The organism is Mesorhizobium sp. WSM4310, assembly GCF_007003935.1.
Classification (GTDB): domain Bacteria; phylum Pseudomonadota; class Alphaproteobacteria; order Rhizobiales; family Rhizobiaceae; genus Mesorhizobium.
In genome coordinates this window covers 33069-52129 of the sequence record NZ_VFTA01000022.1, presented here as the reverse complement: position 1 = coordinate 52129, position 19061 = coordinate 33069, and the positions used below count along the sequence as shown (strand labels likewise).

The 19061-nt window shown below is 60.6% G+C and carries 13 protein-coding genes and 1 pseudogene; 3 read left to right on the top strand and 11 right to left on the bottom strand.

What is annotated here, in order from left to right; genetic code table 11:
* Positions 1-194: 194 nt before the first annotated feature.
* Positions 195-1538, bottom strand: coding sequence for a nucleotide sugar dehydrogenase (locus FJV80_RS22290; RefSeq protein ID WP_142877439.1), 1344 nt, complete (start codon positions 1536-1538; stop codon positions 195-197).
* Positions 1539-1652: 114 nt separating this feature from the next.
* Entirely contained in the window at positions 1653-2813 is a 1161-nt protein-coding gene (locus FJV80_RS22285) for a DUF3095 domain-containing protein (RefSeq protein WP_246689018.1), read from the bottom strand.
* Between the two features lie 91 nt (positions 2814-2904).
* Here FJV80_RS22285 and FJV80_RS22280 point away from each other — a divergent pair, with 91 nt between their 5' ends.
* Both FJV80_RS22280 and FJV80_RS22275 read left to right on the top strand, forming a co-directional pair.
* Positions 2905-3990 (top strand): glycosyltransferase family 4 protein, encoded by a 1086-nt coding sequence (locus FJV80_RS22280; protein ID WP_142877437.1) that lies wholly within the window; start codon positions 2905-2907, stop codon positions 3988-3990.
* Positions 3987-4751 (top strand): polysaccharide deacetylase family protein, encoded by a 765-nt coding sequence (locus FJV80_RS22275; RefSeq protein ID WP_142877436.1) that lies wholly within the window; start codon positions 3987-3989, stop codon positions 4749-4751. The genes FJV80_RS22280 and FJV80_RS22275 overlap by 4 nt, the downstream gene beginning before the upstream one ends.
* A 1-nt stretch (position 4752) precedes the next feature.
* Here the strand turns inward: FJV80_RS22275 and FJV80_RS22270 are convergent, their stop codons facing one another.
* The 3 genes from FJV80_RS22270 to FJV80_RS22260 all read right to left on the bottom strand — a co-directional run bounded on the left by FJV80_RS22270 (position 4753) and on the right by FJV80_RS22260 (position 9189).
* Positions 4753-5607: an MBL fold metallo-hydrolase gene (locus FJV80_RS22270; RefSeq protein WP_095775238.1), complete on the bottom strand. Its 855-nt coding sequence runs from the start codon at positions 5605-5607 to the stop codon at positions 4753-4755.
* A 135-nt stretch (positions 5608-5742) separates the two neighbouring features.
* Positions 5743-6192 (bottom strand): cyclic nucleotide-binding domain-containing protein, encoded by a 450-nt coding sequence (locus FJV80_RS22265; protein WP_095775237.1) that lies wholly within the window; start codon positions 6190-6192, stop codon positions 5743-5745.
* A gap of 282 nt (positions 6193-6474) precedes the next feature.
* Complete coding sequence (locus tag FJV80_RS22260) at positions 6475-9189, bottom strand: ABC transporter ATP-binding protein (protein WP_142877435.1); 2715 nt, start codon at positions 9187-9189, stop codon at positions 6475-6477.
* Positions 9190-9351: 162 nt separating this feature from the next.
* On the opposite strand from FJV80_RS22260, the gene FJV80_RS22255 reads away from it, so the two are divergent.
* The gene (locus FJV80_RS22255; protein ID WP_095775315.1) at positions 9352-10023 is read left to right on the top strand and encodes a class I SAM-dependent methyltransferase; all 672 of its coding nucleotides are present in this window, start codon (positions 9352-9354) and stop codon (positions 10021-10023) included.
* A 107-nt stretch (positions 10024-10130) separates the two neighbouring features.
* Here FJV80_RS22255 and FJV80_RS22250 read toward each other — a convergent pair whose 3' ends face one another.
* From FJV80_RS22250 to FJV80_RS22225, 6 genes and pseudogenes are all read right to left on the bottom strand, one after another.
* Entirely contained in the window at positions 10131-11327 is a 1197-nt protein-coding gene (locus FJV80_RS22250; protein ID WP_142877434.1) for a glycosyltransferase family protein, read from the bottom strand.
* Positions 11324-12565, bottom strand: coding sequence for a glycosyltransferase (locus tag FJV80_RS22245; protein WP_095789782.1), 1242 nt, complete (start codon positions 12563-12565; stop codon positions 11324-11326). Before FJV80_RS22245 ends, FJV80_RS22250 begins: the two co-directional genes overlap by 4 nt.
* 1 nt (position 12566) lies before the next feature.
* Entirely contained in the window at positions 12567-13781 is a 1215-nt protein-coding gene (locus tag FJV80_RS22240) for a glycosyltransferase family protein (RefSeq protein ID WP_095789783.1), read from the bottom strand.
* 881 nt (positions 13782-14662) lie between these two features.
* Positions 14663-15756 (bottom strand): annotated as a pseudogene (locus tag FJV80_RS22235) (IS3 family transposase).
* A 179-nt stretch (positions 15757-15935) separates the two neighbouring features.
* Positions 15936-17084: a porin gene (locus FJV80_RS22230; RefSeq protein ID WP_095789784.1), complete on the bottom strand. Its 1149-nt coding sequence runs from the start codon at positions 17082-17084 to the stop codon at positions 15936-15938.
* An 853-nt stretch (positions 17085-17937) separates the two neighbouring features.
* Positions 17938-19005: a cyclic nucleotide-gated potassium channel gene (locus tag FJV80_RS22225; RefSeq protein WP_095793829.1), complete on the bottom strand. Its 1068-nt coding sequence runs from the start codon at positions 19003-19005 to the stop codon at positions 17938-17940.
* Positions 19006-19061 lie beyond the last annotated feature (56 nt).

The window sequence follows — 19061 nt, the reverse complement described above, 5'->3', positions numbered from 1 at the left end:
TCCGCCAGACCCTCGAAGTGAATGAAACCGGCTTCGGCGGCAAAGCCGGCGAAGAATTCCCGGATGACTGTCGTTGCAGGCAAGCAGCAGGCGTAACTGCATCTATCTCCTGGCACACATATTTGGCGAGGCTCCCGGCGGAGTGCAATCCCGATCCTGACATCGGGCAAAAAATTTCGCCGGCTCGGACGCCGTCAGGCCTTCACCACCGTCTCTCGGGCTAGTCCGAGACGGCCAAAAACATTTCGTGTGTCGACGATCAGAAGGGCGTGATCGGCGATCGCCTGATAGTCGATCGCATCATGGTCGGTTGCAACGAGGACAGCATCGAAATCCTTCAAGACCGCTTCGGTCAATTCGACCGAGCGACGCCCCTTGATCGCCATATGCTCCCGTGTGGTCGGGATCTCGGTAACATGCGGGTCGTGGAATTCCGCCTTGCCGCCCCATTCCTCGATGAGTTCAATGAGCCGTAGTGAGGGGCTTTCGCGGATGTCGGGCACATTCTTTTTATAGGCCAGCCCGATGATGAGAATGCGCGAGCGGCTGAGCGCCTTGCCGCAGCGCCGGTCCAGAGCTTTGGCCAGTTCATCGACGACATGACTCGGCATGGCCGTGTTGATCTCTGCCGCCAGCTCGATGAAGCGGGTCGGCAGTTCGTATTCGCGCGCCTTCCACGTCAGGTAGAAGGGATCGATCGGAACGCAGTGACCGCCAAGTCCGGGGCCAGGATAGAAAGGCATGTAGCCGAAGGGCTTGGTCTTTGCAGCCTCGATCACCTCCCAGATATCTATGCCCATCGCTCCGAGCACGATTTTCAACTCGTTGACAAGGGCTATATTGACCGAGCGGAAGATGTTTTCCGTGAGCTTGACCGCCTCGGCGGTCGCCGTGGTGGAAACCGGAACGACGGTCTCGATCACGCCCTGGTAGAATGCCTGCACGAGCGTCGCCGCCTCGATACCGTCGCCTGCCACGACCTTGGGGATCGTCGCGACTTCAAAGCTGCGGTTGCCGGGATCCTCGCGTTCGGGCGAGAAACCGAGGAAGAAGTCTATCTTCGATTGCAATCCGGTTTCTTCCAATATGGGCTTGATCACATCGTCGGTGGTGCCGGGATAGGTGGTCGATTCCAGCACGATCAGCTGGCCGAGACGCAGATGCTTGGCGATGGTGCCTGCCGTGTTCCTGACGAAGGAGAGGTCCGGCTCACGATGTTTCGTCAGCGGTGTTGGAACGCAGATGATGATGACATCGCAGACAGTCAGTTCGACAAAATCCGCAGTGGCACGGAACCGACCGCTAGCCACCTCGCCGGCAAGGGCAGTCGACGTTACCGCCTCAATGTAGGATTGGCCGTTGTTCAGGCACTCGACCTTCCGGGCTTCGATGTCGAAACCGGAAACCGGGAAGCCGGCGCGCGCGATCGCAACCGCCAGCGGCAGCCCGACATAGCCCAGTCCGATCACTCCGACTTGCGCGGCGCGCGTCGAAATCCGGTTCAGAAGACGGTCAAATGGCGATCGTGAGGCGTCCAAAAATCTGTTCTTCCGTCAATTCGGACAGGCTGTCCGCGTCCATGGCGAGGCTCACCTGGTCCCAACAACCATGGCGGAGGCATATTGCGGAAGGTCGATTTCCGCAAGCCTTCATCAGACCGGCAGCTTCGCCTTCAAGCTTGCGGCGGCCATGGCATAGCCGCCGGCGGCGCCATCGATGAAATGAATGTGATCGCGCTGCAGCGGCGAGGCGACGAGGCATGTCATCAAGGCCGATTTCTGGCGGTGCAGGCCGTAGCTGCAGATGCCCGCCTCTTCCGCCTGTTTCAGCCGGCTCTCGATGCGTTGCAACACATCCGCGTCAACGTCGATGGTCATCTTCAAGCCGTCGTCGAACTTCCGGAAATCCGAATTGCTTGCCACTTCGCGTTTGTAGACCTTTGGATCGAAACGACCGATGGTCCAGCCAAATCTATCGGCGACCGCAGTAAGCGTCATCAGGAAGATCACCCACAGCTTCGCCAGCCATCGCCGCCCTGGCGGCGCCGTGGCCCGCGCCTCGACATCGAGACCGGCTGGCAGCAGACTGTAGCCCGGCCCGTCCACCGGCACGGGGTGGCCATCGCGCTCCTGCCTGCCGGCAAGGGCAATGATGTCGGAAGCCAGAAACTGAAAACCGCGCAAGTCGCGCGACACCCCCGGTATGGCTATGATCGAGACGATTTCGCCATGCCGGGCTTCTATCGGGTTCCAGCGGCAGGAGAGGCCGGTCAGATCCGGCCGCGCGCCGGCCGGCGCGGGTTCGATGCGGTAGCGTCCCGCTTTCATCTCGGCTTCCGCCCAACTGCCGCCACCGCCGGCGAACATGGCATAGAAGACCGCTTCGGAGGCCTGGAACCTCGCCACGCGAACGTCGAGGCCTTGCGCCCTTATATCCTTCATCGGCACGATTGCGGCACGCAAGGTCAGGTCCAGTTCGTCCGCCACCCATCTCTGGACAGCCGCCAGCGCGTTGCGGGTGACGTCCAGAACCGAGCCGGGAAACGCCACGAGCGCACCGTCGCCACCGAAGACAAAGGGAAGATCTTGCCGACCCAGCGCATTGAGCAGCGCCGAAATGACGCTGGCACCGGCCATATTGACGGTTTTATAGCGCCCGGCCTCGATCGCCTTGGTCGAGCCGACGATGTCGGCGGTGGCCAGCGCCCAGCCATCTGGGAGAGGCCGATAGTTATCGATATCGGCAACGCTTTCGAACTTTGCGAAGACCGGCAAGGAAGCGACAAACGGATCGGACGCGGCAGCTGTTTCCATGAGCATCAGATAGCACACTCCATTGCTTGAAGTTGAGTAGATCGTGCCTGGAAATTGACTTGCGTAGGCTTTCCGATGATAGGGTTCGCCGATGCGAATTGCCTTCTACGCGCCGCTGAAGTCACCCAATCATCCCGTTGTCTCCGGCGACCGCCAGATGGCGCGAATGCTGGTCAAGGCGCTGGAGCATGGAGGGCATAGCGTCGAACTGGCATCCGAGTTGCGCTTCTATATACGCCAACCGGAGCAGAAAGGTTTCGATGCGCTCAAGATCGAGGCCCGAGAGGAAGTCGCGCGGCTGGCAAAGCTTTGGGATCGTGGCAAGCCCGATCTCTGGTTCTCCTATCATCCCTACTACAAGGCGCCCGACCTGATCGGACCCGAGCTGGCGTCGGCCTTTGGTGTCCCCTATGTGACAGCGGAAGCCTCCTATTCGAGGCGGCGCAACGCCGGCGTGTGGGCCGATGCGCAAGCCTTGGTGGCGCGAGCAGTCGAACAGGCAGCGCTGAATATCTGCTTCACGCAAAGGGACCGTCGGGGGCTGACAGATGCGATACCCGACGCCGCTCTTGGCATGCTTCCACCCTTCATCGACACATCGGTATTCCGGGAAACGCCGGCACGGGGTTGCCCGACGCGCCTCGTTACCATCGCCATGATGCGCCCGGGCGACAAAGCCGAAAGCTATCGCATGCTGGCGCAAGCGCTCGGTTCGATCGGCCACCTGCCTTGGACCATGTCGGTCGTCGGCGACGGGCCTGCCCGCGACGAGGTCAAAGCGCAATTCGCCGGGTTGCCCGCCGACCGTATCGAATGGCTTGGCGCGATTGAGCCAGCCGCCGTGCCGGATGTCCTCTCCAGTGGGGGAATCTACGTCTGGCCGGGTTACGGGGAGGCCTATGGCATTGCCTATCTCGAAGCACAGGCCGCCGGTCTTCCGGTGGTGGCTCAGGACGTTGCCGGCGTACCGGAGGTCGTACGGGAAGGCCAGACCGGGTTTCTCACCCCGCCGGGCGATGTGGCGGCATTCGCTTCTGCCATTGAAAGGCTCCTGGCCCGTAACGACGAAAGAACCATCATGTCCGTGAAAGCCAGGCGTTTCATCCTCGAGGAACGTTCCCTCGGAGCTGCGGCGGCGCGTCTGGTCGAACTTCTTCAGAAGATCCCGGCTTCATGACATCCGATCAGATCTGGCAGCCATTGGTGGACGAACTGGCGTGCCGGCAACGGGCGGGCCGCAAGGCAGAGTTCTGGCTGCGCGACGATGACGCCGTGGATCCGACCCCCGCGCTTAATCGGCTGCTCGACCTGACCGGTGAATTCGCGGTTCCGGTCACTCTGGCCGTCATTCCGGCCCTGACCGATGAGAAGCTTGTCGTCCGGCTTCACGAGGCGCCGCATGCCACGGTCGCGATCCATGGCTGGGCGCACCGAAATCATGCGCCCGAGGGCCACAAAAAGCAGGAGCTCGGCGCGCATCGGCCACGCGAGGCGGTACTCGATGATCTGGCTCGCGGGCTGTCGCACGTGACCGGCCTGCATGGCGCACGCGCCGTTCCGATGCTGGTGCCGCCCTGGAACCGGATCGACGCCGGCTTTGTACCCGACCTTGGATCGACAGGATTTGCGGCATTGTCGGTCTATGGGCCGCCGAAGCCGGCTTCACTGGCGGTCATCAACAGCAATGTCGACATCATGGATTGGCATGGCACGCGCGGTTGCCGCGATCATGGTCTATTGGTTCAGGCTATTATCGCGCAATTGCAGCATGCATTCGATGGCGGCGAACCGGTCGGCCTGCTCACCCACCATCTCGTCCATGATGAATCGGCCTGGCTTTTCCTCGAACGGCTGTTCGCAGTCACCGCACGGACCGAGTCCTGCGTGTGGCTTCCGATCAAGACATTGATCGGGCGCAGCGCCGGCAAAGGAACGTAGCTCAGCCTTCTTTGTGCAATGAGGCAGGAAATTTGAGCGTCTGGCCATCCCGTGCTGCAAAAGCGCCGGCAAACCTGTCTTTGGCCAGTTTCTCGATCTCGTCCAGTTCCTCGTCGAGGCGTGTCGGATCGTGGTGAAACAACGCAAGCCCGTGCGCACCGGCCGCCTCACACAGCTTGACGCCCTGTTGCCATGTCGAGTGCCCGTTACCGCGGCGGCGTTCCATTTCCTCCTCGGTGTAGGTGCAATCGTAAACGACGAGGTCGGCGTCTTCGATCAGGTCGAGCACCGCCTGATCGAGTTTGTCCGGTTCGTGCTCAGTGTCTGTGATTACCGCCACGACGCGGCCGCCCCATTCGACCCGGTAGCCTATGCAGCCGCCCGGATGGATAAGACTGCCGGTCCGGACCACCACCCCCTCGCGCGGACGAAGCACGTCTCCGGATGCGAAATCGCGGCAGTCGAGGCGTGCCTTGCAGATATCCAGTTTCACCGGAAACCACGGCGGCCGCATGAACTCGTCGACCATCTGCCGGGTCGTCATGCGTCCTGCAAGATGCCCGGACCAAAGGGCAACCTTGACGCTCCGATCATAGATCGGCGCAAAAAACGGCAGCCCGATGATGTGATCGTAATGGCAATGGGTGAAAAGCAGGTCGAAATCGGTCACCCCCGACGCCCGAAGCGCCCTGCCGGCAGGCTGTAGGCCAGAGCCCGCGTCGAACAAAAGCGTATGCTTGCCGCATCGCATCTCAATGCAGGTTGTGTTGCCGCCATAGCGAGAGAATTCCGGCCCCGATACCGGAATGCTGCCACGTACACCCCAAAACCTGACCAGGAAAGCGTCGTCGTCCATGCTTACCTCTTTGCAGTCCCCGCCGCCCGTCGTAGCCAAACAACTGCTGTCAGGCGAGACAGGTCTCCTCCCGGTGATCTTCTCAGCCAGAGGCCAGTGCCATCACAGCGGCGAGGATCGAGCGCACATCATACGTTATTTGGTGCTTCGTGCGTCGATCAGATCTGCGGTCGTGTGGCTTAGGCGATTGGCAAGAACCCGCAGTATCTCGATGGTCATTTCCGGGAACTCGTTCATAAGCCTCAGGAAATGATCCTTGGGGATTCTCAAAGCTTCCAACGGACTTGCCGCTCTGACGGTGGCAGTGCGGGAGCTGTTGCACAATATGGCAATCTCGCCAACGATGGAGTTTGGCACCAGTTCAGCAACTTTTATGGGTCCGCTGTCGGAATCGACCAGAATATCCGCCCTGCCTGAAAGGATGACATAGGCGGCATCTCCCTCGTCGCCCTGCCGGAAAAGGATCTCGCCGGCGCTGTAGTTCACGCGGTCGGATGTGAACGCAAGCAGCTTGAGCTTTGTCGGCTCGATGCCAGAGAACAAGGGAACGCGTTGCAGCATTCCAACTTCATCCTTGAGCAGCATTGTCGCAAACCTTCCCAAATTCGCCCTGCCAGACTAGAGCAACGAACGTCCAGATGGAATCAATTCTGTTTCCGGGATGTGAGCCCGATGTCTGTCGTGCGATCAGGCGATGCCGCCTGACAAAATGGGCGTCCGCCAGCCGGAAACCCGTAGAGCCGGGTGAATTCGCGGCAAGGCTTTCGGGTTTGGGCGCGGATGTCGTCCCGCTTCACCCTTCGCCGAATCCTTGATGTTGCACCAAATTTCCACCGGCAGAATGATCCCATCTGAATGTCCGTTGCTCTATGACAGCAGCTCCTTGAAAATACCGTTCCCTGCCAAAAGAGTCTCGTGTGTTCCGTCTTCCACCATTTGACCCGAGTCGAAGACGACAACGCGATCGAACATCGTCGCCATTGCCGGATTCGTCACGACCCACACAATTGCCGGCGATTGGCCGTCGCGCCTGGCCTCCTCGAGCACGTTTCGCAGCACCTTATCCTGCATGCGCTGGTCGAGCGCCGACAGCGGCCGGTTGAGAATGAGAAAATCAGGACGCTTGAGCAGGGCCCGGGCAACATCGAGCTTCTGTCGCTGCCCATTGGTAAGCCGCCTGCCGCCGGCGCCGACGTTGAAGTCCAGACCGACATCCAGAAGCTCGCCATAAAGCCCCAGTTCGTCAAGAATGTCATAGACGATGGATCGTATACGGTCCGGCGCGTCGGGATGGTTGTTGCCCACACGCCCGAACAGGACATTATCCATGACGGTGGCCGCGGCAATGTATTTGGCAGGATCATACCGTTCGACCGCATTTTGCAGTTCGTGCGGCAGGTTTTCATAGAACCGGTTGCGTGCGGCGACGATCTTGCTCATCAACTCGTCGCTCAGCAGGCCGAAGCGGTGCCGGGGCTCGATATAGGCAAAACTCAAGGTGACGATCATGGCGCGATCGTTCTCCGAAACCGTCTCGTAAGGACGGTTCTTGAGCCGTTGCAGCAAGGTTTCGTACGCGGGTATCTCCTCGGCGCTCATGAAGGCGAGCTGCTGGAAGAACTGGTGATCGGGCGGCAGGTCGGCAAACAGCTCGATCGCCTGTTTGGCAATCTCCATGCCCATTTCGTAGAGCGTGCGGTCGAGGCCGGCTTGCCTCAGCACAGAAGCAAAATAGGGATTGGCCGCCAGGGCCCTGTCGGCCAGTTCGGGACCGGCGGCAGCGCCGAAGAGCAGGTTTTGGCCGATCGTTGCTTCCTTGTTGTAGGCGCCCGGTTCGAAGGGAACCACCAGTCCGCTCAGCCCTTCGTGTTCCAGCCGGGTTCGCAGCGCCGAGCGCAGTTCGACGATCCGCCTGGCAAGCTCGGTGTGACGCGTGAGATCGGCCGAAGAGCGCAAGCCAAGATCGAGAATGTCGCGCGACAGAACAACCGCGTCGAGCACCCGGCGCACGGCTTCAAAGAGGTCGTGCGGGCCGCTAGCGCCGGCGGAAGCGTAGTTGATCCAGTCGCTGTGGATATCAAGATCCGGATTGCCCGACCGGCGTGCCTCGTCGATGTTCCAGCGGTGCTGGACTGCCGCGGCACCGTCATAAGGCACCGATGTCAGGGGCGCATGCTTCAACCCGTAGAGCAGGTTATCGCGGAGGCTTGCCTGGAACAGGAAAACATCCGACGAGGCATAGGACATGCGCCGGCCGGTCACTGCTTCGGGGAGTTCAAGCAGGTCGTCGGCGCCGGACGCGACTCTTCCACTATCCGGCCAGTTCAGCCGCGCGAAGGCTTCTGCAAGCGCCTCCCCTCCACCTGTTGCGGTACTGACCAGCGCCACCGTCTCACCCGGCTTGACCTGCAGGGAGATGCGGTTGAGGAGCATTGCACCGCTATCGTCCGCTATGGACAGACCGATCGCCGACAGGGGCTTGGTCATCGGATCTGGATCGTCAATCGTCAACGCCCCGATTCTCGGCGCGATCAGACCGTCGACGGTGAACTGTTCGACGACCTGCTGATATTTGACCTGGACATCCTGCCGATCCTGATCCCAGTCAATCAGTTCCTTCATCGGGCCGGGCAGGTCCTTGTAGGCGCCGATCACGGCCACGAGCTGGCCGACATCCAGCCGCCCCTGGATGACCAGATACCCGCCGATCATGTAGAACAGAAAGGGCGTAATCTGCGCGAGAAAATTGTTGAGGAACTTTACCATGAATTTCCATTGGTAAAGATCGAAGCGGATCTTGAAGATGAGCCCGAGCCTCGCGGCTATGTCGGCGCGCTCGTAGTTTGAGGTATCGTGGACGTGAACCGCGCCAATGCCTTCGACGATTTCGCCAACCCGGCCTGAAAGTGCGCGCGCCGTCAGCTGCCGTTGGCGCCCGAGCACGATCAGCCGCCGCCGCATTCGAGGGATGAGCACGATCTGGATCACCACGATCACGACCGCTATCATCCCGAGCCAGACATTCTGGACCATGATGAACAGCATGGCGGTCAGCGCCTGGCCGCCGAGCAGTACCGGCTGCAGGAAGGCATCGCCTATGAAGCCGCCGAGCGGCTCCACTTCGTCCTTCACCATGGTCGCCACTTCGGCGGATTTCACCCGCTTGAAGTAAATCGGCGGAAACCGCAGCACACGATCGACCAGATCGAAGCGGATACGCCGCAGCATGCGTTCGCCGAGGCGCCCCTTGTAGGTGTTGATATAGAGTTTGAACAGGCCGTTGATCACGACCAGCAAGAGGAACACAAGGCTCAGGGCAAGCAGCGTCGCCTTGCGGTCGAGCTGAAAACCGGAGAAGAATTGGACATCGCCAATGAACGGCAGGTTGTAGTGCAGCCGCATGAATGCCTGGGTCGCGCCCGGCTGCTCGAAGCCCCTACCTTGGATCGGACCGTTGACGATCAGCTTCGGCAGGTCGAAGGACATGAAATACGGGATCATCGAAAGCAGGACGATCATCAATATCCAGAGCTGCTGCTTCTTGGTGTGCCTCCAGATATAGCGGGCTAGGCTGGGTTCCATATGCGACTGTGGACCTTCAGTTTAAAGAACAAAAGTAGAAGCGCTGGCTGGTGAACGGCGCATCGGCAATCATCGCCGGCGACACGTTCGAAGCCTGCGGGGCGGCTTTGCTGGCAAGATTGCGTTGTGTCGCCCGAAATCCCAACATACAAGGCGAATATGATGGATGTCACGCAACCACGCAATGTCGGCACGGACGGGCACGAGCAAACCCTGGACCTCACGAGGGGAATTGCTGCTTATGTCAACAACCCTCTCGTGGCAGGGCTTGCACGCGTCGTCGCCAAGCATCCGAAGGCCGATATCGCCAACGCCTTCAACCACAAGCAGGTTGCGTGCAAGACATGGGCGCTCGACAGGCTATTCGAAAGCAGCGGTGGCCGGTTCGGGCGCATATGGGTTCTGGGTGGATGGTACGGCGTATTGCCGGCAATGCTCTTCAACGACGCCCGCTTCGACATCGCGGCGATCGATAGCATCGACATCGATCCCGAAGTCGCGGCGGTCGCCCGGACCCTCAACCGGGAAGCATGCGACCGGTTCCGGGCGCTGACGGCAGATATGTACGCGCTCGATTATGCGGCCGGGCGGCCCGACTTGACGGTCAATACCAGCTGCGAACATATAGCCGATCTGCGCGCCTGGCTTGCCCTGCTTCCGCAGGGCACGAATGTACTGCTGCAATCGAACGATTATTTCAGCGAGCCAACGCACATCAACTGCGTGGCTTCACTTGCAGCATTCGAAGCGATGGCGGCGCTAAGCGAGGTGCGGTTCTCCGGCGAATTGCCGACAAGAAACTATACGCGCTTCATGCTGATCGGGACCGTTTGATGCATTTCGCCCAAAAGCGCAGCGTTTTTTGGGACATCTACATAAAACAAGGACTTGAGGTGCGCCGTACTGGCCAGACAAGATGCGCGATAAAGCCGATGAATAGTCTAGGACCCATCGTCCGTTTGATTATGTTCCTTTCCGAAACCGGACCCCATTCTTAGGGACCATGTTCGATACCGTTCGCGCAGGATTTGCGCGGAGTGACGGGCACCTTCCAGGTCGAGACGATGCGCGGATGGCGTCGGTCCGGCAAGTGTCTGTTCGATCGCGAGCACCAAGCCCTCAGGCGTCAGGTCGTTTTCCGTCAGCACCGTTGCGAGACCGAGCTCTTCGAGCATCAGGGCGCGAACCGTCTGTTCGGTTTCTCCGCCGGCTGCAAATGGAACGAGCAGCGAGCGACAACCCGCGCGCAGGACATCGCAGACCGTGTTGTAACCCGCCTGCGAGACTGACAGGCGGGCGCCGGTCAACAGGCTGGCGAAATCCTCGCGGAACCGGAAGATGGACAGGACAGGTGAGGCATCGCGTGCAATCGCGTCGAACTCGTCTTTCGGGAGGTTGGGGCCGGTGAGCAAACACCATCTCCAACCGTTGTTGGCATTCCGGGCTGCCGCGACGGTGGACCTGACAACGCTCTTTCCGGCAGCCCCACCCCCAACCGACACCACAACATCGTAGCGCTCGGAGGCCGCGGGCGATGGCGGCGCGGCAACGAGCCCCGTGTAGGTGACCTCGGCCCTGATCGCCCCAGCCAGTGGAAATGTCTTGCCGATGGTTGCGAAAGCCGGATCGCCGTGGATCATGACAAGGTCGAAATGCCTGTTGATGAGACAGACCGTTTCCTCGTTTCGGCCCAGCTTGACGCGCTCCTGAAGGATATCACGGACGGACGTCGCCAGCAGCGGTCTGGGCGACGTGGCGTCGATGGCCTCGATCAGCGGCAAGAGTTCGAAACGCATCTGCCGGCGTCCAAATGGAAACGCCTCGACAATGACGATATCAGGCCTGCAATCCCGGAATGCCTGCAGCAGCATCTCCGAACGCCGTTTCTTGAAATCATCGTCGATGGGTTTGCCCTGCAGGTCGACAAGTCCGGAAAATCCTTCATCACCGGAGGTGACAGGTGGAAGCGTTACAGATTTTACCCCCCGTCCGGGAAACCCCGCGATCGGCGCTCCGCCGGTCACGACGGTTACGTCGAACCCATCATCGACCAGAGCGGCCGCAATGCGGCTGGCGCGCGCGAGATGGCCGATACCGAGCAGGTGCTGGACATAGAAGAAAGCCCGCAGCCGCTTCATTCGGAGGCCCACTCCCGCTCGAATAGTTCCTTGAGCTGTCCAATGCTTGCCAAATGATCGAAATTGTCGCGCACGCGCCGCTCTGCGGCTTCGCCGAGGCGGGTACGCAGCACGGGATCACGGATCAGGCGCTCCAGCGCCTGTGCCAGGGCAATTGGGTTCTCCGTCGGAACCAGCAGCCCGGTTTCATCCGGCGACAAAAGCTCCGGCACGCCGGAAATATCGGTCGACACGCAGGCAAGCCGCTGGCTAGCTGCCTCCACCAGTACATTCGGCAGACCGTCCCGGTCACCATTTGCAGTGATCCTGCAGGCCAGGGCGAAGAGGTCGGCGCAACGGTAGTGCTCAAGCACCTCCTGCTGCGCAAGCGCGCCCCTCCAAGAGACGCGACCATCCAGTCCAAGTTTTTGTGCCAGCGCCTTGAGCCGTTCCAGTTCCTCGCCGCCGCCGATATGCTCAAAACGCCACGCCAAATTATCAGGCAAGAGGGCAAGGGCCTCCAGCAAGGTATCGTAACCTTTCTTTTCAACGGCGCGCCCGACACTCAGAACGATAACCGGTTCGTCCGGCGTCGAGCCGTCATTTTGGTTCCGAGCCTCGCCGAAACTGCCGAAGCGATCAAGGTCGAGCCCATGATAACTAAGATGCACACGCGCGTTGCCGCTAGCGAGTTCTTTCAGACGGTCGAACCCGGTTTTCGTGCAAGTGACCGTCCAGCGCGCCGAGGAAAGCTTGCCAGCCAGATCCCAGTCAGCCGAAGTCCAGATGTCCTTGGCATGGGCCGAGCAGCTCCAGGGCAGGCCACGAAGCTGGCTGGCATAGCGCGTCACCGATGCCGGCGTGTGCGCGAAATGTGCATGCAACCACCCCGCGTCTTCCGGCCATTCCGCCGCCAGCACGAGCGCTTGTCCGAAGCGGCGGACGCGACTGCGCGAAAAGTCGCGGGGGATATCGGCAGCTAACGATCCGAGCGCGCGCCAGAAGCCCGGCCGCAGCAGATAAGCAAACAGCGAGCGAACCACGCGCAGCGGCTCTTCATGCAGATATTCCGGCAGATAATGGACGGGCGCTTTGATCTCGTCATGCACGGGGTGGCGTCCCGCGTCGGTCGGCCGCCTGAGCGCGACGAGTATCAGGTCGAACCCCGAACGCTCCAGACCGAGCAGTTCCTGCGCGATGAAGGTTTCCGACAGCCGCGGATAGCCCTTCAGAACCACGACGATCTTGCGATGTTGCAATTCAGCTCATGCCTTCAACGACCGAAAGGTGATGGCCGGCCCGCCGGTCGAGCAGTTCCGCGACGATTTCCGAAATATGAGGCAGCCCTTCCAACGTCAGATGCGGATTGCTCTGCGATGGGCGGGGCCGGTTTGGCAGCCCTTCCAGTGCCTTGGCAAACCGCTGAGAATCCTCCGCTTCTTCCGGCAAAAGCATCTCGATGAGGCCGAGTTCGGCGGCGCGCCGTGCACGAATCAGTTGTTCCTCGCGAGGTTTGACGCGCGGCACGATCAGCGCCGGCTTGTCGAAAGACAGTATCTCGCAATAGGTGTTGTAACCGCCCATCGCCACCACCGCCTTGGCGCCGGCAATCAGCTCTTCCATGCGGTTGTCGAACTCGATGATGTTGATATAGGGGATCTTGGACCCCTTTTTGAGCAGCTTGTTGCGCTTGCGCGCTGGCATGTAAGGCCCAAGCACGATTAGCGCCCTATGCTGCAATTGCGGATCCTGCTGATAGGCATCGATGACGTCATGAATCAACTCACCGCCGTCACCGCCGCCACCGGTGGTAACGAGGATATATTCGCCCTCGGGCCGGTGGCCCGGCAGCTCGTTCTTCTGCAGGCTCCGTTGCAGGAAACCCACGAACTTCATCTTTGCTCTGACAGCCGGCGGCACAGACAGGCCGGTCAACGGATCGTAGAAATCCGGCGGACCGTAGACCCAGACCTTGTCGTAGAATAGCCCTATCTTGCGCATCACATCCCTGCGTGCCCACTCTGCTTCGAGCAGATGCGGCGCGTCCATCACCTCGCGCAGGCCCAGCACGAGCGTGGTGCCCCGCGTCTTGAGGTAGGACAGCGTGTCCTCAATCTCACCGCGCAGGCCGAGCGGTTCCTTGTCAACGATGAGGATATCCGGCCGGAAGGTCTCGGCTGTGTGGCGGATGATCGACTGGCGCATCCTTAGCGTCTCATGCAGATCGATATCCTTCTCCAGCGAGGTGTATTCGCCGTTGCGCAGCTTGATGACGCTGGGGATCTTCACGAAGTCGACACGGGCGCGGTAGTCGAAGGCGCCAGCGATAGGCGCACCAGAAATGATAAGCACCTGAAGTCCGCGAAAATCCTCGACCAGCGAATGCGCGATCGTCCGGCAGCGCTGCAAGTGGCCGAGCCCGAACGTGTCGTGGCTGTACATGAGAATTCGGGCATTTTCTGTGTGCTGGGTCATAGTTGAACGTCTTTTCGAATTCTCGCCTTGAGGACTGTGACAAACCCGCAGGCTTCGGAACCGTCCTGGCTCTACCGACCTGTTGTGAAACATGAGGGCGCAATTTTCAATTTGTATTACCAAAAAACCGCAGATTGCTCAGCCAAACTGGCTGCCTTGCGGACAATTTCGCCCCGGAGGGCTCGTTTGGTGCCGCAGCCGCCGCTGAATCTATAAGTAAGTCAAAAGGTTGCCTGGAGTTCGCGCGACTTCGCCGCGATTCCATTCGCAGTTCGACAGCACCAGATTCAAGAGTCCTTTCTTCTCGTTTGGAGCCTGTTGAGCAAACAGACGGCTGGCATCTCGGGCCAGTTCCATGAGCCGCAGGCTGTCTTCCGCATGATCCTTGCTCCTCGCTGTGCCGCTGGATCTCATATGTGGACGGCCCCCTGCGTGCAAGTATTGGCTGAGATAGTTTGATCGGATCGCTTGCACTCATATGTCCGGCTTTTTGCGCGCATATCGAGGCCACCCCCCGACGGCCAGGAAGCGCCCCGTTGCGGTTCCAGCCCGCTACTGGCCTTCGTAACCGGGGATGAAGGTAAAGAACACAGGCCAGCGGTCGCGGCCGGCTGCCTCGCAATTTGAGCAGCCAAACGGCCCGATGAGAGCCTGGTGCTTCGAGCCGTGATCAAGGCTCAGCCCATCTATCAATGCACCGATGCCGAGGTCTGTCGAGCGGCCAGGGTGTCGGCCAGGGGCTTTAGGGGCACGGCGATATCCCGTTGAAGGGGGGTGACGTGCTCCCCGTTTCGTCCGCGTCTATGAGCTAGCCCTGTTCACGTTTTGAGGTGCTCCCCTTCTTTGGATCGCCCCGGGCCGGAACTTCCGGGGGGTCTGGCTCAGGTGGCGGAAGCCGCCGATGAGCCTTTCATGAGCGAAATCGGCGGCTTGTTGCCGATCGCGCTGTGGGGTCGGACGGTATTGTAGTCCTTACGCCATTGCTCCATTTTCAAGCGGGCGTCGTCAAGCGTCAGGAACCAGTGGGCGTTGAGGCATTCGCTGCGGAACTTGCCGTTGAAGGACTCGATGAAGGCGTTGTCGGTGGGCTTGCCCGGCGCGATGTAGTGCCATTCGACCTGCCGGTCCTCCTGCCACGCCAGGATGGCATTCGAGGTCAGCTCGGTGCCATTGTCCGACACTATCATGCAGGGGTAGCCGCGATGCTCGGCGATGATGTCTAGTTCCCGGGCGACACGCTCACCCGAGATCGAGTTTGTCGACGACCGTGGCCAGATACTCCCGGCTGAGTTCGTCGATGACGCACAGGATCCGGAAGCGGCAGCCATCGGTCAGCGTGTCGGAGACGAAGTCAAGGCTCCAGCGCTGTTGGCGCCCTGCGGGATTGCCATCGGCGCCCTGGTCCCGAATGCCCGCTTGCGGCCACCTCGCTTGCGCACCGTCAGCCGCTCCTCGCGATAGAGGCGATAGAGTTTCTTCCAGTTCACCGCCACGCCTTCGCGCTTCACGAGCAGGTGCAGCCGACGGTAGCCAAAGCGCCGGCGTTCAGCGGCCAATTCCCGCAGCCGCTTGCGCAGGCCTGCATCGTCCGGCCGGCTCGAACGGTAGCGGTAAACCCGCGGATCCATGCCGATGAGCCCGCAAGCCCGGCGCAGCGAATAGCCCTTGTTCTCGATCGCCCAGGTCACGGCGGTCCTCCTCGACCCAGGCGTCAGAAGTTTCTTCCGAGCATGTCGCGCAAGGTCGAGACGTCGAGCATGGCGTCGACCAGCAGACGCTTCAGCTTGCCGTTCTCCTCCTCAAGAGCTTTCAGCCGCTTCGACTCCGACACATCCATGCCGCCATACTTTGAGCGGCACTTGTAGAAGGTCGCGTCGCTCACGCCGTATTTGCGGCAACGCTCCCTCGCCGAGAGCCCGGCCTGGTGCTCCTTCAAAATGCCGATGATCTGTTCGTCGGAAAACCCCAGACCTATGCCGTGACCTTGACGCGCTGCGGCCTGTTCAGAACTCCGCTTCGCGTCGCTACGCCCAACGATGGTGAAGCCATGACGCTTCCAACTCCAGCCCTGCGCAAATAGCAGGACCGCAAAGCGGAAAAGAAAAAACCCGGCGGTTGCCCGCCGGGTCTTCGATCTCGACTTGTCGAAATCTATTAGAACGAGCGCTGGAAGCGGAGGAGACCGCCGACGCTGCTCTTCTTGTCGGCGCCGGTCCAGTTAGAGAAGTCGGCGTCATCGAACTTGCCTGCATTGAGGTAGTCGACTTCGGCCGTGATCGTCATGCCGGGAACGATGTCGTAGGCGATGTTCGCGGCGACGCCGAGATTCTTCCAATCGTCATACGAAATCTGAGCGTTGAACGAGGTCTTCTCGTTGAACTTGTAGGTGCCACCGCCCCACACTGCCCAGTTGCCGCCCCACTGCTTGAAGTAGCCGCGGCCGCCGGCCGGGAAAGCCAAGGTCGGGTCGGAGAGGTTGTCATCGGTGCCGTAGCCGCCCATGACCCACAGCTGGATGGCGTCAGAGACGTTGACATCCAAGCGAACCTTGCCAGCCACTTCTTCGTAGTTGCTGTCATAAGCCACGACACCGGTGATGGCGCCCCAGCCCTGCGTCCACTTCACGCCGCCGACAACATTGGGAACATAGCTGTCGATCGTATTCACGCCCTCGCCTTCTTCGAGCGAGAGGACGGCGGAGAAGCCGTTGCCAGCGTCGAAGTAGTACTGGATGACGTTGGTGTCGAAATCACCATAGGGAACCAGCGTATCCTGGATGACGTTGCCGGCGTAGCCGATAAACGTATTGAAAGCCGATTCGTCCTTACCTACGCGCAGACCACCGAGCTGGATCCAGGCGAAGTTCAGCGAAGTCGTCTCGTCGTTGCCGGCTTCATTGATAAGAGGGCTCGTATCGGCGTTGTGGTTGCTGAAATTGAAGCGGGTCTCGGTGTAGGTCTTCAAGGTGCCGAGTTCGGTTTCCTGGCCGGTCCAGGTCTTCAGCGTGAAGCGGGCTTTCTTGCGCCAGGTGTCATTGCTCTCACCGATGTCCTGGTGATCAGCGCTTTTCGCGCCATCGAACGAACCGATGTCGCCGCCGCTGATGTCGTAACGGACATAGCCGCCGATGCGCAGGCAGGTTTCGGTGCCGGGGATGTAGAAGTAGCCAGCGCCGTAGACGTCGCAGATCTTGACGTATTCAGCGGGTTCCGGCTCGGCGACGACGACGGCGTCGGCGGCGCGCGCACCGGAAACTGCGAGCAGAGCCGCAGCGGAGCCGAGGAGAAGGCTCTTGATGTTCATTTTCTGACCTCCAGTCAAAAGTTAAAAAACGGGTCTGGGTATTCTTTGCTGAAGGACAGCGTTCCCTGCCCCATCCCCACTACCGAAAAAGATGCGCACCGCGCCGCTCCTTCGAATTCGACATTACCCATCGGAGCATCGTGATCAACCGAGATCGTCGCGGGAGTGTCCTTGACCGGCACCTATCCGCCCTGCCTGTTGCAGAAACGTCACGTTTTCGCCTCCTGATAAACAATTTGGTAACGAATTCGCCTTGCTTGGGCGCGGCTTCATGATCTTTGTATGGCGAGAATCGGGCCGCGGCCGAAGGCGTCTGTCGAAAGAGCGTCACAGAGAGAAGCTGGCCAACCGAGAGGCTTTGCAGGAGACGCTCTCTGTAGTGATAGAGAGTGTCCTGCAAACAGGTGGGGCCGAAGATGCGCTTGCCTGCCATGAGGGTGGCATCCGAGTTGGCTGCGGTTATTGTGTCTCAAATAGTTTGCCAGACAGACGCTGTGCAGCGAGCATTCAAGCGGGTTGAGGACGACAGGGCCAATTATGCCACCGAATTTGCGGCCGATCTGCTGCAAATCGCGACCGGGCAAGGGAAGCCGCCGGGGGGGGTTTCGACAATAGCTCAAGCAGGTCCTGTGCTCGATCGGCCGACTCGCGTTCGGCACGCAACTTCGCCGAGTAGCCAATCTACCTGTCGGCGGCATCCAGTGCGCCTGATGAGCCGCAAAATCGGCTTCGGCCTTCCCACGAACAGCCGCTTCCGCTGGAGCTAAATCCAGCATCTCGGTAAGCGCCTCCAAGTGAACACAGCCTCACGTTCTCTCCGTCGCGCAGCCGCACAGCAGCGCTGAGGAAACAGTCAAGCGCTCGCCGCCGCGCCGCGCCGCTCGAGCGCGGTCTTGCGGATGATTTCCGCGATCTCCGGGCTGCTGCTGCACAGCATCTGGAAATCCGCCGAGTGCAGTGACAGGAGTGAGACAGCCGTCGTAGCACTGACGGTCGCCGAGCGCGGTTCGCCGCTGATCAGCGCCATCTCGCCGAAGAAGGCACCAGGGCCGAGTTCCACCGGATTCGGCGTCGCGACGCTGACGCGCCCTTCCACGACGAAGAACATCCGATCACCGGGCTCGCCAATGCGGCAGATCATGGCGCCCGCCGGCACCGTGCGAGCCCTTAATGCGCGCACGATCTCGACCAGCACGGCCGGGCCAAGCTTCTGAAACAACGGCACCGCGGCGACCAATTGCCAATTGCGGACGAAATCACCGCGACGGACTTCTTGATAGAAGCCCGTGGCAAGAATGCCGGCCCAGAGCCCGAAGATGCCGATGCCACTCATCATGACCGCACCGGCCAGGACGCGGCCTGCGAAGCTTTGCGGGATAGTGTCCCCATAGCCGGTGGTGGACAGCGTGACGACCGCCCACCACATTGCTTGGGGGATGCTGCCGAACTTTTCCGGTTGGGTGTCGCGCTCGATGACATAGGCCGCGAGCGCGACAGCGAACAGAACGACGCCGAAGAGCGTTGTGACGCCGATCAGATTGCGCGCTTCGTTGGCCAGAACCCTGCCCAGCACCGGGAAGAAGGTCGAGTCGCGCAGCGGTTTCAGCAGCCAGACAGCACAGTAGAGGCTCTGGTCGGGCGTGCCGACGAACAGAAATGCGGCGAGTGGAACGAAGACCGCGAGCACATCGATGGCGATTTTGGGCGTCCTGTCCCGTACGTCTCCCGCCCGGCGCTTGAGGAGCGTCGCGGCCAGTTGCAGGAGATAGGCGCCCCAGATGACGGCGAGCAGAGCAGCCAGAGCCAGTCTGCTTCGTCCGGATATGCCTGGTATCGTGAGCGCAGCCACCGCCAGCAACCCAGGCGCAGCCAGCACCGCGTTGAGCGGCGCGTAAATTCTTAAGAAAGGCAGTACCGACATTCTATGCCCACGAGCGGCTACTGCTCTCCAGAATAGGATGCCTTCAAGGCAAGCGC